The sequence below is a fragment of the Clostridium kluyveri DSM 555 genome, from assembly GCF_000016505.1.
GTDB classification, from domain to species: domain Bacteria; phylum Bacillota; class Clostridia; order Clostridiales; family Clostridiaceae; genus Clostridium_B; species Clostridium_B kluyveri.
The window spans coordinates 1,588,204-1,604,445 of sequence record NC_009706.1; the positions used below are offsets into that span (position 1 = coordinate 1,588,204).

Here is a 16,242-nt window from a genome sequence, read left to right on the forward strand (position 1 = left end):
GGATAACTGTCCGTAAGTCAGATACTTTAATAACAAATGGAAGGGGAATTTAAAGTGTGTATTAATCAAATAAATCCAGCGGATATGAAAGTGCAAGTATATGAACTTATATCAAATGTAACTGGGCATAGAATTGAAGATCTTGATTGCGAAATGTTTCTTGAAGGTGACTTGGGAATTGATTCAATTAAAATGGTAACATTGATGAACCAGCTGATGAAGCTTGTACCTACCGAAGGATTAGATGAGTTTACATCTATGTATCCTATAGCACGGCTCATGTCATTGCAAACAATAGGTGAAATTGTCCTTATATTCGAGGAATTTTACAATGGGAAGGAATCAAGTCAAAGTGAAAAAGATAATTTAGTAATTTTGAATGCTCAATATCCATTTTTGGTATCTTATTGGTCTGTGGGGACATTAACTATTTGTTCAGGTGTAAAAATTGAGGGTCCACTTTATTTAAATCAGCTTCAGGAAAGTTGGCTCGAATTAGTAAGGAGGCATCCTAGTTTACGGGCGGAATTTGATGTTTGTGAGGGAGCAAAAAGCTTTAAGGACTATAGTCTTAAAGTATTTAGTAATCCTACATTACCTGAAATAGAGGTACAGGATATAAGACACATGTCTGCTCAGGCTAAAAGCCAGAGAATTAATCAGATTATTGAAGAAATTCTAAACAACTCCTTTGATATTTTTGTATATCCGCTTCATAGATTTATGGTGATTCAGATAAATGACACTGAATATGAACTAATACTGGCAAATAATCATCTGGTTTCAGATGGATTGGGAAATCAGCAAATCCTTAGAGAGATACTTGAGATATATGCAGCAAAAATACAGGGTGTCAGTGTAAAGTTATCAGAAAGTTTATCCCTAGGCGATTATAATAAGGTAATTTCAGAAATAAATAATTGGAATGATCCTGAAGAAAATAAAAACTTAGATAGTTATTCTCAAGTTTGCGGGAAGGCAAAGTATAGTTTTAATCCTTTTGGCAGTGGTAATTCTGATAATGAATTTGCCCAGGTTAAAACTAAGAAATACTGGATAGGTGAAAATATTACCAGGCTTCTTATGGACAAATCAAAAGCATGGAGAGTATCTTTGTTTACTCTTATGGTTAGTGCTCATTTGAAATCCATAACACAGCTGGATGAGGACGGTGAGCAAATTATATTAAATTTACCTACAGGTGGAAAGGTATATCCTAATATTGATGCAACAGGACTTATAGGGTGCTTTGCCCAGAATATGTCAGTAAGCTTTAATTCGAAAGAGGCTGATGAGGATTGGGTTACATTAGTAATGAGGGTGGATAAAGAGATAAAAGATAAAATATCTTCAGGAATAGACAGGGCTCAAACCTACATTGCTGCTAAAATGGCAAAAGATGAGGATATGCTTGAAGATGGAAAGATGGCTAAGACAACGGCGGCTTTTGTGCGTTCCAGCTTAAAATCAAACTTATATCTTTCTTTTGTTGGAGATACTCATATAAAAGAAGAATATGGCAACTTAAAAATAGTTGATTATGAAGCATATACATCAACTAATTCAGGAGCTATAGATAATATTATTGAATTATTCCAAAATCAAATCTTTATCTCATCCAATTATGATAGTCTGCATTTTCATGAAGATGATATAAATTTGTTAATCAGAAAATTTATAGATAATCTCTATTTTCTTGCAAATTATAAAATGGAAAATGAGGATAAAGTATTAAGGCTAGAAGTTTCGGAAGATAAAATGTTACTTGGAGAACTCCAGAAAATAGCCGAGGAAATTTGCTGTACAACTATCTGTGAAGAGGATGTACATAAGGATCTGGAGACAGATTTTGGAATCGATTCTCTGCAATGTATTCGTATAATAAGAAGATTGTGTAAACTTCATGAAGGGGTTGATAAAAACTCTCTTTTTGGATGCAGGACTCTAAGTGAAATGGCTTTATTAGTTGAAAAAAATCAAAGCTTAACAGGAAACTACTCTGGGGAAGAAGAACAAATTCCATATAGGCAAATTGTAAAACAGTGCAGGGCTACGCCTGATGCAATAGCTATTATGTATAAGGATGAGAATATAACCTATAAGGAATTAGACCACATATCAAACAGGATTGCTAATTATTTAAAAAGTCAGGGTGTTAAAAGAGGTTCTCTTGTTGGAATAATGGTATTTCCAGGTCCTATTATGTTATTTGGAATGATGGGTATTATGAAAGCAGGTGCAGCTTATGTTCCAGTGGATCCCAGTTATCCAACAGAAAGAGTTCAATATATACTAAATAACTCAGATATAGAAATTTTACTTACTGAACATGGGTTAAAAACGTCATTAGAACAATTAATAAAGGAGGATTCTGTCATAAAAGCCCTTATGTATTTGGACTATGGCACTTTTTTGGATTCAATATACAACTACAAGCAGATCTTAAAGGAACAATGGATGGCTGCCAATGATGGTGAGCCTGAAGTTATAAATTCTCCTGATGATTTAATGACAGTTCTCTATACTTCAGGTTCAACTGGAAATCCTAAGGGGGTTATGCTGGGGCATAGAGGTTATATGAATAGGTTAAAATGGCATCAAGATACTTTTAAGTTAAAGCCTGGAGAACGGGTGGCACAGAAGACATCTTGTTGTTTTGATATATCTGTCTGGGAACTTTTCTGGCCTTTAATGTATGGAGGTATAGTATGTCCTGCTAGTAAGGAAACTGTAAAAAATCCATGGAGTTTAGGAAAATGGCTGATAGATACAAAGATAAATATAATGCATTTTGTACCATCCTTATTTGGTGAATTTGTAAATGCTTTAGAGGATGATGATTATAGCTTTAAGGATTTAAGATGGTTAATTTTTAGTGGCGAAGCGCTGCCAATGGCCACAATACAAAAATGGATAGATAAGCATGGTTTATCAATAGGGCTTGCAAATCTTTACGGACCTACTGAGGCATCCATTGATGTTACTTGTCACATAATTGACAAAAGGCCTGGAATTAATGGAGAAAACAGTATTCCAATAGGTAAACCTATTGACAATGTGTTCATCAAAAATTTAGATGAAGATATGAAAGAACTTCCAGATGGGGAAATGGGGGAACTTTGGATTGGGGGTATTCAGCTTTCCAGTGGCTATATGAATAATAAGCAGAAAACAGAGGAAGCATTTAAGCCTAATCCTTTCAAAGATGTTCCAGGTGATTATTTGTATCGAACAGGAGATCTAACCTCCAGAAGGCAAGATGGGAGTTATGAGTATCATGGACGTAAAGACAATCAGGTGAAGATAAGAGGATTTAGAGTTGAGCTGGGAGAAATTGAAGCAGTGCTTGGAACTCATCCTTGTGTAAATGAAACTGCTGTAATTGCAGTGGACTATATCCAGGGGCAGAAGCAATTATTTGCATGGGTTTCAGGTAATAAAGTGGATGATAGTGAATTAAAAAGGTGTATAACAAAGAAGCTCCCTTATTACATGGTTCCCCACCGCTTTGAATGGGTGACTGTTTTACCAAAGACTCCTAATGGGAAGCTTGATAGAAAAGTTTTGAATGAATTATCTCAAAGGAAACTAAAGGGCAATGTAGTTGAAGATGCACTAATCAGTGAGATACCACTGTCACCCGCACAGAATTGGCTAATGAATTATTTTGATTATCCATATCAGTGGACTGGATATACAAGGTTTTTATATAAACAGCCTTTAGATTATAATTTGTTTAACAAAGCCCTTTCAATATTAACTGATAACCATGATGTTTTAAGAAGTGTATTAGTTAATAAAGGAGAAAAATGGCAGCAGAAATTTTTGCCTTTAGGACAAAATGTGGAAGCAGATTTTTATGATGGTTCTCATATGGAGCGTAAAGAGAGAGATAAAGAGGTAAAAAATTTAATTGATAAAATTATTTTAGATTTAAAAGTAGACAAATGGCCTCTCTGGAAAGTGGTTGTTGTAAGGGTAAATAGTTCTCTTTATGATATTTCTGTAATTGGACATCACCTTATTTCTGACGTTATAACAAATCAACTGTTGTTTAAGGATATATGGAAAATATATAGACAACTTATTCTAACTGAAGATATTAAACTTGAAAAATCCAAATCATATAGGGATTTTATTTTGCGAGTTAATGAAGAAAAGAAGAATAAAGGCCTGGAATTTGTAGATTATTGGAAAAAACAATTTCCTTCAGAATTTTATTCCTTTAAGATTCCTGAGGATTTTAACCTGGGTAGTAATACTGAGCAATCTGCCAGTTCAGAAATGTTTATTTTAGATAAGGCTAAAACACAGCAGTTATTGACTACTGCAAAGAAATGCTTCCAAACAAGTGTATATCCCATTTTACTGGCACCGCTTTATAAAATGCTGCAAAGGCTTTATAACAAATCATGGATAGTAGTAAGCCATAGAATGAATGGAAGGGATCTGGGTAATAATATATTTTTCCAGACTGCAGGAAATTTTGCAATAAATTATCCACTGGGAGTTACTATAGGACACAATGAGGATTGGAATGAAATAGTCAATAAGATCACAAATGCTATGAATGGAGTTCCAATGAACGGTGTAAGTTATGATTTAATTTCAGACAATTTGCCTTCATATCTATATCCTGATTTGAATTTAGCATCTATACGGTCAAATTATCTGGGAAACAGGGATATACCTCAATACGATACATTTGAATTTTTTTCAAAGGATGATATTGACAGAAGATATTCCCAGCCTGATCAAAAGAGAATTTCATCAATTGAATTCTTCTATTCTATAGTAAATGGTGAGTTGAATTTGGAAATAGAATATTCTAAGAATATGTACAGTGAATCTACCATAAAGCATCTTGGAAGTAAATATATGAGAGCTTTTATGGAGATGATCTCCTACATCAATAATAAGAAGAATCCGAAATATAACAGTACTTTAAAGCCTCTTTCATTAATAAGGGGAAGTAAAAAGGAGGGCTTTTTATCAAACAAAAGTGTAATTGTAACCGGTGGAGGAAGAGGTATAGGAAAGACTATTGCCATTGAAATGGCTAAAGAAGGTGCTGAGATAGCTATTATATCAAGGACAGCAGGTGAATTGGAAGAAACGGCAGCAGAGATTAAAGGAATTGGCAGTAAAGTTATGACTATAACGACGGATATTAGCAGTTATAATGATATCTGTGATGCTGTGAAAAAAATTGTTTCTGAGTTTGGTAAAATAGATGTTCTTGTAAATAACGCAGGAATAACAAAAATGGCTCCTTTCACGGATATTAAAGAAGAGGAATGGAAGAGAATTGTAGAAGTCAATTTGTTTGGAACATATAACCTGTGTTATTTGACTATACCTCATTTTGTAAAACAAAAATCAGGAAAAATCATTAATTTAGGTTCTGATTCATCTTTTATAGGATATCCTTTGATGAGTGCCTATTCAGCATCTAAGCATGGAATTATTGGATTAACTAAATCTTTAGCAGAGGAATTTAAAGCTAGTAACATTCAGGTAAATGCAATTTGTCCGGCTATGGTAGATACAAATATGGCTCCAGGTGCATTTAAGAAAAATGCTATGTCACCTAAAAAAGTTGCTGATTTAGTTTTATTCTTATCTTCAAATAAATCAGATTATATTACTGGAGAAGCTATTAAAATTTTCGGAAAGCAGGATATGTACTGGTTCGGATCCCATCATATACCAGCTCTCAGAGCTGCATTGAGTAAAAGATAAGGAGGCATGGCAAATTATTATGAATTTAAGAGAAAATGCATATTTGCTGTTTCAAAAAAAAAATGGGTACTTTATATTGTAGGTTTATTCCTGGGAACTGCAATGGGGATCATAAATCCCCTTGCATCCACTCACCTAGAAAAAAATAATGTGGGAAACTTATATATTGGGATAATTTCATCATCTTTTTTTCTTTTTATGTCAATAGGTTCTATTCTAATGGATAAAAGAATGAGAAATAAGGACATAAAAGGAGTTATGTTATTAGGGGCATTAATTGCTGCAGGGGCCTGTGGTATTTTTCCTTTGGCTACAAACTTATTTCTCTGGCTTTTTTTAATGGTAATTATGGGATTTGGCATAAGTGCTGATATGGTTGGAGTACAAACAATGCTCCATAATTTAACAGAGGATAATACAAGAGGTATAGTCAGTGGCTTATATTCATTTTGTTTTGCCATAGGTTTTATATTTAGCTCTGTTACAGGTACGCAGCTATATGTATATAGAACCTGGTTTCCTTTTATGGTTCCTATAGTTGCGCTCATATTGTGTCCAATAATTATAAGATTCAATTTTAAGGAAAAACTAATATTTCCAGAAAAGCCAGAGGGAAATGTATTAGGAAAGGTATTTATTGGACTTCAGGGGGCGTTTTTATATGGCTTCACAGAAACCACTCTAATTACTCTCTATCCTATCTTTCTTCTCCACGAAGAATATGTCCTTTCATATCTTGGATATGCTCTGGGAATATTTGTAGTGGGAAGTATTGTAGGTACTATACCTATGACTTACATTTCAGATAAGTTGGGGAGAAAGAAAACTTTGATAGTTATTATTCTTATTTCTGTATTTACGGTTTTAGGAATTATAATTTTCAATAATTTTGCTCTAAGATTAATTTTCTCATTTTTATCTGGTGCTGCTATTGGACCTATATATCCATTATCTCTGGCAGTTACAGTTGAAAACCTGGACAAAGAAGACATACCTTCTGGAACCTCATTATTTACTTTCGCCTATGGAATTGGCTCTACTATAGGTCCTGTGATCTCATCTACAGCTATGAGTCTGTTTGGAAATGACTATATTTTTAGTGTATGTCTATTAATTTTTGTTGTATTTCTTTTTACAGTCTATGTTAAAAGAGGTAAGTATGAAGTAAAGCCAACTCTTTAAGGTATTCGAAAATAAATAACAAGTCAAAGATGCTTAGATATGATTATAATTTGAGAAACTATGATTAAGGGGATGATTACATGAATAATGAAAAAATGAATAAAGCTAAAGATAACACAAAAATGTCAATTGTCTGCGGCAAGCCTATAACAGGCAAGTATTGCAGTAAAATAAATATTGGTAACTTATTAATAGAAGCTTCAGAAAATCAGAAGGATAAAGGGATATTGTTTATACAAGATAATAATGCAGAAGTTTTTTTAACCTATAAACAAATACTTGAAAAGGCTGTTTACTGTTTAGGAATGCTTCAACAAAATGGTTTAAAACAAGATGATTTTGCAATTCTTTCCTTTGAAAATAATATTGACTTTGCCATCAGCTTTTGGGCTTGTATACTTGGTGGAATTATACCTGCACCAATTTCCTATCCTTCATCTTTCAAGAGAAAAAATGCTTCTTTAGAAAAGCTCATAAATGTGTGGAATACCCTTGAAAAACCTGTAATAATAAGTGATGCTTCCATGATTGGAAGTATGAAAAATAATGAGTTATATGAGGATTGTAAAGATATGTTGATGCTGGATGTATCAATTTTAAGGCAAAGTACAGTAAAAGGTTCAATAAATTTGTCACCATCAGAAAAGCCTGCTTTTATACAATTTAGTTCAGGAACTACCAGTAAACCTAAGGGAGTGATTTTAACACATAAAAATTTATTAACTAATATAGAAGGAATTATTGAAGGTGCGGGTTTAACTTCAGAGGATAGATTTTTTTCATGGATGCCTTATTATCATGATATGGGTTTAATTGGCAATCATTTGACATTAATTGCTTTAGGTATATTTCAGATAAACATGCATCCTGTAAAATTTGTAAGAAGACCTGCTCTTTGGTTTGATTTAATTTCCAAGTATAAAATTACTGTAACTTCCAGCCCTAACTTTGGCTATAGATTACTGCTTAGAAAAATTACAGACAAACATCTTGAAGCTTGGGATTTAAGTTCCCTAAGGTTAATTTTTAATGGAGCAGAACCCATTTTTGTACCCCTAGCTAAAGAATTTATGGAAAAATTAGCTGTATGTAATTTATCTGAAACAAGTATGTATATGGTGTATGGAATGGCTGAGGCTTGTTTAGCGGTTACTTTTCCAATTGCAGGTACTAAACCAGAAAGCCATTGTATTAGCAGAAATAGCCTTGTAAATAATTTAATAGCTGAAGAAATTGATGAAGGTAATTTTGATTCATTTCAGATGGCCAGTGAAGGATATCCTGTTCCTGGAACGGAAGTTCGTATTGTAGATGAGCAGGGAAAAGTAGTTTTAGAAAAACAATTAGGGGAAATTCAAATAAAAGGTGACAATGTTACCTCAGGTTACATTAATAATCCAGAAGCAACCCTTAAGTCTTTTCAGGATGGGTGGCTAAAAACAGGTGATATTGGTTTTATGATTGATGGAAAGCTGTGTGTAACAGGGCGTATGAAGGACATAATTTTTGTTAATGGACAAAATTTCTTTGCACATGATATTGAGTTTAAATTAGAAGAATTTGAAGGAGTAAAACCAGGAAAAGTTGTAGTATGTGCATGGCATGATGAGAAAGAAGGAAGAGAAAAGGTTGCCTTATTTTCTGCACTTCGTATCAATAAGGATAATTTAAAAAGCTTTTATGCAAATATACTTAGTAAAATAAATGAAATTTTTGGTATTGTCATTGAATATGTTGTTTTGATTAAATCTATTCCTAAAACCACCAGTGGTAAAATACAGCGTTTTATGTTGGTACAGTCATTTTTAAATAATGAGTATGAGGGTGAAACATTTACCTCAGATGAGTTATTACTTAATGAGATAGAAAAAATAGAGAAAAGTGGAACATCCAGGTCTTTAATATCAGGACAAAATATAGATAAAATACGTGAAATTTGGTCAAAGGTACTGGACAGACCTGCAGAAAGTATAGGATATAATCAGTCATTTTTATCATTAGGAGGAACTTCGGTAAAAGCAGTGCAAGTTTTAGGTATGTTAGAAGATGAATTAGAATTAACTTTAAGCCATGATATACTTATCAATTGTGAAACTATAAGTGATATGGATGAATATATTAGAAGATTACATGAAGAAAATACCTCAGAAATTAATGTGACAAAGATAGCTCCATCCCTAATAGATAAGGATGATGACATAGCAGTAATAGAAATGGCCTGCCGTTTCCCTGATGCATCAACTCCTGAAGAGTTCTGGAACAATATTGTAAATGGAAAGTGCAGTATTGATGAAATACCTGCAGATAGATGGGATATAGATAAATACTATAGTCCGAATGTTGATGCAATAAAAACAAATTGCCGTACAGGTGCTTTTATAGATAAACCTTTTGATTTTGATGCTGAATTCTTTAATATATCTGATGAGGAGGCCGCTGTTATGGACCCTCAGCAGCGAATTATGCTTGAATTAGTATTTGAAATATTAGAGAGGGCAGGGTATTGTAAGAAAAAAATAGGTGGGAAAAATTTGGGATTATTTATTGGAGCTGGTACAAATTCCTATTATGAATATCATTTAAATACTTTAAATATGTCAAATCTCAAAAGCTTTGATAGTTTTAACTCACTTACAAAAGAAGAACAAGAGTCTATTCTTGAGGAATGGAAAAATAAGCTTGGTATAACCCATTTCCATCCTAATTTACTTGTGGATAATATTTTGAATATGGTTGCAGCTAGAACTTCTCAGGAATTTAATTTAAAAGGGCCTAGTATGGTGGTAGATACAGCCTGCTCATCCTCAATAGTGACTATTCATCTGGCCTGCCAGTCTCTTCTTAGAGGTGAATGTGAATTTGCCCTGGCAGGAGGAATTAATCTTTTACTCACTCCTACTCCATATATATATTTTAGTAGTGCAGGTGCCCTGTCAACAAGCGGACTGTCAAGAGTTTTTGATTCTCAAGCTGATGGTTTTGTTCCAGGAGAAGGTGCAGGTCTAGTTTTGCTGAAGCCTTTGAAAAAAGCTTTGAAAGATGAAGATAATGTTCTTGCAGTTATCAAAGCAAGTGCGATAAATAATGATGGACATTCTATAGGAGTTATGGCACCTAACCCTGATGGCCAGCGTGAAGTAATTGAATCCTTGTATGTAAATAATGGTTTCAATCCTAAGGATATACAATATGTGGAAGCACATGGCACTGGTACAAAGATTGGGGATTTAAGTGAAGTTAGAGCTCTAGACAGAGCTTTTAAAAGGTGGAGTCCTGAAGCTAATTCCATAGCTATAGGGTCAGTTAAATCAAATATTGGGCATCTTCTCAGCGGTGCGGGTATAGCCAGCTTTATTAAAGTGGTATTAGCCTTAAATAATAAAATTATGCCTCCTAATGTGAATTTAAATGAGCTTAATCCTTCTATTAAATTTGATAGAACTCCTTTTTATACTATTTTTAAGGCAAAGGAGTGGAGTGTTTCTCCAAATATAGCCAGACGGGCTTCTATTAATTCCTTTGGATTTGGAGGTACTAATTGCCATATGGTTATTGAAGAGACTCCTGAGTTAACTAAAACAAAGTCCGAAAAAATATATGAACATTCTAAGCATGTTCTGTGTCTTTCTGCAAATACAAAAGAATCATTAAATCAAAAAATAAAAAATTTAGTAGAACATCTTAAAACTAATAATGAAAGTTCCTTGGGAGATATATGTTATACAGAAAATGTCACCAGGACACTGCTTAAATATCGCTGTAGTGTGGTTGCAGACTCTTGTGAGGATTTAATGAGTAAGCTTCAAGAAGTGAAATTAGATAATATTGATGGTAAGGCATTTCCTAAAATAGCATTAATGTTCACAGGTCAGGGCTCACAATATGTTGGCATGGGAAAACAACTATATGAAAATCTGCCTATTTTCAGGACATATATTGATGAATGCTCGGAGGTGTTTTATCCTTACCTTAATGAAAAGATAACTGATTTGATTTATAGTGACAAAGCAGATGAAATACTTCTTGCAAGGACAAATATTACACAGCCGGTGGTATTTACCATTGACTATGCTTTTGGAAAGTTCTTTATAGATTTAGGGGTTAAACCTGACTATGTACTTGGCCATAGTATTGGTGAGTGGTCAGCAGCTTGTCTCTCGGGCATAGTAAGTCTGCAGGATGCTGCGAAGATAGTAGCAGCCAGAGGCAAATTAATAGAAGAACTGCAATCATCAGGCGGTATGTGTGCAGTGTTTACTTCTGGAGACAAACTCCAAGGGTTACTTGAAGCTTTTGAAGGTAATGTTTGGATTGCAGCATACAATGGAACCCATCAGGTTATATCAGGGGAAGTAAATGCAATAGAAAAATTTGGTGAAGTACTGTTAAAAGAGGGAATAGGATTTAAAAAATTAAATGTTTCCCAGGCTTTTCATACGCCGCTTATGAAGCCAATGCTGAGTGATTTTAAGGCAGTATTAGAGGGGGTAACCTTTAATTCTCCTAAAATACCTGTAGTATCAAATGTCACAGGAGAAATAATGAATAAACCTTTTGATGCTGAATACTGGATCCAGCATATTCTTCAACCTGTAAAGTTCGAGCAAAGTTTAAAATATTTATCAAACAACTCTGTAGATACCTTTATTGAGTGCGGACCTGATAAGATATTATCAGGAATGGCAAGAGGTATAAAAACTAGCAATACTAAAATAATTTTGACAGCTTCAGACCGCAAGAAGGATTCCTGGGATACCTGTTTAGGCACACTGTCTTCACTGTTTTGCTTAGGGATTAATATAAATTGGGAAAAATTTGAGCAGGGTATTTGCTATAATAGGGTTCAATTGCCGTCATATCCATTCCACAGGAGTACATATAGGCCAGATTTTGGAATGGAAAATATAAAGGTACCAAACAGCTGGTTTTATAGCTGGAACTGGAAAGCTGAATTAGACAACTCTCTTAGTTCATTGCCAGCAGGGAGTGTAGTAATATTTGATGATGGAAATGGCATTGGAGAAGAATTTAAATCAATGTTTGATGAAAAAGAAAATAAAATTTATGTTGTTAGCTTAGGAAGTGAATACAGCTGGGATTCCAATAAAAATTTTATAATTAATCCATTGGTGGAGAAGGATTATATTGAGCTATTTAAAAACATTCCAGAACCTATAGCTGCAGTGATACATTTATGGAATTTAAAAAGGGAAGCATGGAAATCAGAATTTGTATTTGATGGCAGGGTGATTCAGGAAGATATTTACAGTATATTGTGTATTGGAAAGGCTTTAAAAGAGCTTAATGCAGAAAACATAAGATTATTGCTGGCTACAAACAGCGGAATATCTGTAACTGAAAATTATAAAATTTTTAATCCACATCAATCTATTACTGTAACTCTGGCATTAGCTTTAGATCAGGAAAATACTTTTATAAATTCATGTTGTATAGATATAGATAAAAAAGAGTATAAATCTAATAAAGAACTTGCTGAAATACTATTTAATGAAATAGGGAAGGAAATAAATGATGAGGGTATATTAGTTATCAGAGGTGGAATAAGGTATGTAAGAGATTTAATCAACACAGGTGAATTGAATAAATACTCAAAAATCCAGTTTAATGATGGCGAAACCTATTTGATTACGGGAGGTGCAAGTGCTGTAGGAGGTGAAATTGCCAAAGCATTTGCTAAAAAAGCTAAAGTTAATCTGGTTTTAACAGGCCGTGAGAAATTACCATTAATAGAAGAGTGGAATACACAAATATCTAATAATGCTAAATGTGCTAAAAAGATTGAGTTAATTTTAAGCCTTGAAAAACTTGGGGCAAATGTTACTTATGAAGCTGTAGATGTAACAAAAATTAACGAAATGGAAGTTCTTATGGAAAAAGTAAATAATATATATGGCTCTATTCAAGGTGTAATTCACGCAGCTGGTACCTGGGATTTTTCAAGCTTTAAGCTTTTAGATAAAAGTATTGATACAGTGAATAGTGTCATAGAACCTAAGGTGCAGGGAGCGGTAATAACTGATTATGTTACAAGAAAGGAGCCTTTAAAGTTTTTTGTTATGCTCTCGTCAGTATCTTCCTCCAAAAAGATTTGGTCAGCAGGACTTGGCGATTACGCTGCAGCAAATTCCTTTTTGTCAACATACAGTTTTCATAGGGCATCTGAAAATGCACCGGGAAAAACCATTGCATTAAATTATTCTCTATGGGCTAAAACTGGAATGGGTGCTAATCTTGGTAATATGGCTTCAATGGCAGTAAAAGTTCAAGGCTTAAATCCTCTTCCTGCCGAGAAAGCTGTGGAAGCACTGATGAGGGTATTGTCAGATGGGAGCCAAAGAGTAATACACATTCTAGATAAGCTTGAAATAACACAGGAAAAGAAACCTCTTTCAATTAAAGTTAATACACTAGATTTTAAAAAATCCCAGAATATCAGAGAGACTGTCTGTAAAATTATTGCTGACCAATTGCAAGTTCATCAGGAAGAACTGGATATAGGACAGAATTTTCTGGAGTTAGGCTTGGATTCACTGGGAGCAGTTAAGGTTATGGAAAAGTTAGGACATAATCTTGGAATAGAATTGTATCCTACATTAATATTTGAATATCAAACTCCTGATTCATTGGCACAATATATTGAGAAAGTTTATTTTGGAGATTCTGATGGAGTAACAGCACAAGAAATAGATATTTCAGAAAGAAATACTTCTTCAATGGAAAAAATAAAGGATATTGCAATAATAGGCGCCAGTGTTAGAATACCAGGTGCAAATACTTTAGATGAATACTGGAGTATTCTTGAAAGCGGCAAATGTATGATAAGAGAAGTGCCATCAGAAAGATGGTCATTAAAGGATTATTTTAGTACAGATGTAAATTCTTTGTATACTTCTTATTCTAAGTGCGGTGGATTTATAGATAAGCCCTACGAGTTTGATCCTATGTTCTTTGGTTTGTCCCCAAGTGAAGCTGCTGTTACTGATCCGCAGCAGAGAATTTTTCTGGAGATTGCTTGGGAAGCATTACAGCAAGCTGGCTATGGAGGAAGATATGGCTCAAATAATATTGGAGTTTTTGTAGGCTGTGAACAAAATACCTATGCAGAACACTTTGCAAATTATGGAATTTACATGAAACTAAAGAATTATTTATCAAGTAATCACACATTTAATAACATAGGGCATGTAGAACAGGATAAAATAATGAACAGTATTTTTAATGTGTTGAAACCAGCAGAGATGGTGCCTGATTTTGTTGCAGGAAATAGTTTAAATGAGGTAGCAGCTCGGGTAAGTCACTGTCTGAATTTTACTGGGCCAAGTTTAACAATTAATTCAGCATGTTCATCTTCCCTGGCAGCACTACATCTAGCATGTGAGAGTATTAGAACAGGGCAAAGTGAAATGGCCATAGTTGGAGGGGTGAATTTGAATCTTTCGCCTACTCCATTTGTAGGTTTAAGCAGAGTAACGGCCTTATCTAAAACAGGAGTTTGTTACCCATTTGACAGCAGGGCAGATGGTATGGTAATTTCAGAAGGAGCAAGTGCAGTACTGTTAAAACCACTAGAAAATGCCATGAGAGACAGAGACAATATACTGGCTGTAATTAAGGGTTCTGCCATGAATAATGATGGACATTCTCAGGGTTTAACAGCTCCTAGACCTCAGGGACAGGCAGATGCTATAAGAAAAGCGTATTTAGAAGCAAATATCAATCCAGAAACCATATCTTACATTGAAACTCATGGTACAGGTACACCCTTAGGTGATCCTATTGAAATCCAAGGTATGAATCACGCTTTTCGTTCCTTTACATCAGAAAAAGCTTTTTGTGCTATTGGGTCAGTTAAATCTTCCATAGGACATATGTTATCCGCATCTGGAGTTACAAGTTTAATAAAAGTAGTTCTTGCACTTAAAAATAAAAAAATACCACATACTGTAAACTATGATAAGTCAAGAAGTAACCCTAATATAGATTTTGCTAATTCTCCATTTTATGTTGTTAGTGGAGAACCAATGGAATGGAAAAGTAATAATATAACTCCTTTAAGGGCAGGAGTGAATGCCTTTGGCTTTGGTGGAACCAATGTTCATGTGGTTCTGGAAAAAGCTCCGGACATGAGGGAATATGAAGAAGAAAGACCTCCATACCTGTTACAGTTAACTGGTAGGAATGAAAATGTGGTGAAACGCATAGCTGCTAATTTAAAGAATCACATAAAACAGCATGAAAATTTAAGTGCAGCTTCAATTTGCTTTACTGTAAATAGTGCTCAAAAGGAATTAATCACTAAGACTGCAGCGGTGGTGAAATCAAGGGCGCATTTATTGGAAGTGCTTACTTCACTTGAAAACGGCAGTAGCATTGAAGGAGTTTATAAGGGACGTTCTCACCCAAATCGTGAAAACCAAGCTTACCTTATGCTGGATGATAACATAAAGATTTTTGAAGATTGTAAACATGATTTATGTTCCCGTTTTGCTGCCTTTGATACCGCATACAGAGAATGCATGGATATATATAAGGAGCTGAAAAATGGATATAGTGAAGAAATTGAACCTATTGATTCTTTTGCAGTTCAATATGCACTTGGTGTTCTTTTAAATGATTTTGATTTAAATATTTGCGGAATAATTGCACAGGGTACGGGTATTTTAACTGCAGCGGTTTTAACAGGTTTAATAAATTTAGAGCAAGCTTTGGGGCAGCTTATTCATATCAGCGTTATAGAAGATGGTAATTATTCTAAGAGTAATGAAAATGCCGTGTATTTAAATTATCCTATATTAACACCTTCAGGAGCTATTGAAGAATTTTTGGATATTCCAATAAAGGTTATAGAAAATATTAAAAGTTTAGATGGATTTGTGAATAAAGATCAGGTAGTTATTTATCCTGGTAAAGTTGATAAAATTAAGAATAAAGAATTTTATGATGATAGGCTGTTTAACTGGGTTGAGATGAATATAAATGAAAATGCTGTAGAATCTATTATCACAGTATTTGCTAAGCTTTATGTATTGGGAGCTAGGTATAACCCTAATAAATTCTCCACGGGTAAGGAGAAAAAGGTGGCACTTCCTACCTATCCCTTTGAAAATGAAACCTACAAAATATCTTTTCAAGAAAAGGCAGTTGATTTAGAGTTAAATTCAGCCGCTGCAGAACAAAAAGGATTATTAAAGATGGATAGGTATTATACACTTTCTGATATGGAAAGAAAATCAAGTTGTAATGGCTTAGCCAATGACTTGAAGAAGTTGATTATTTAAAAAATATAACTATCAAAAC

3 protein-coding genes are annotated in these 16,242 nt (G+C 34.0%); all 3 read left to right on the forward strand.

All coding sequences use genetic code 11. The annotated features are described in order from the left end of the window. Window positions 1-54 precede the first annotated feature (54 nt). On the forward strand, window positions 55-5,742 hold the full coding sequence (locus CKL_RS07515) for a non-ribosomal peptide synthetase (protein WP_012101917.1): 5,688 nt from the start codon (window positions 55-57) through the stop codon (window positions 5,740-5,742). Window positions 5,743-5,748: 6 nt separating this feature from the next. Beyond that, complete coding sequence (locus CKL_RS07520; protein ID WP_012101918.1) at window positions 5,749-6,924, forward strand: MFS transporter; 1,176 nt, start codon at window positions 5,749-5,751, stop codon at window positions 6,922-6,924. Between the two features lie 80 nt (window positions 6,925-7,004). Then, window positions 7,005-16,223 carry a type I polyketide synthase gene (locus CKL_RS07525; protein ID WP_012101919.1) on the forward strand — a complete coding sequence of 3,073 codons (9,219 nt, stop codon included), beginning with the start codon at window positions 7,005-7,007 and terminating at the stop codon, window positions 16,221-16,223. Window positions 16,224-16,242 lie beyond the last annotated feature (19 nt).

Excerpts from the sequence above, each read along its gene's own strand:
- CKL_RS07520 (WP_012101918.1), top strand. The coding sequence starts at position 5,749 with ATGGCAAATTATTATGAATTTAAGAGAAAATGCATATTTGCTGTTTCA.
- CKL_RS07525 (WP_012101919.1), top strand. The coding sequence starts at position 7,005 with ATGAATAATGAAAAAATGAATAAAGCTAAAGATAACACAAAAATGTCA.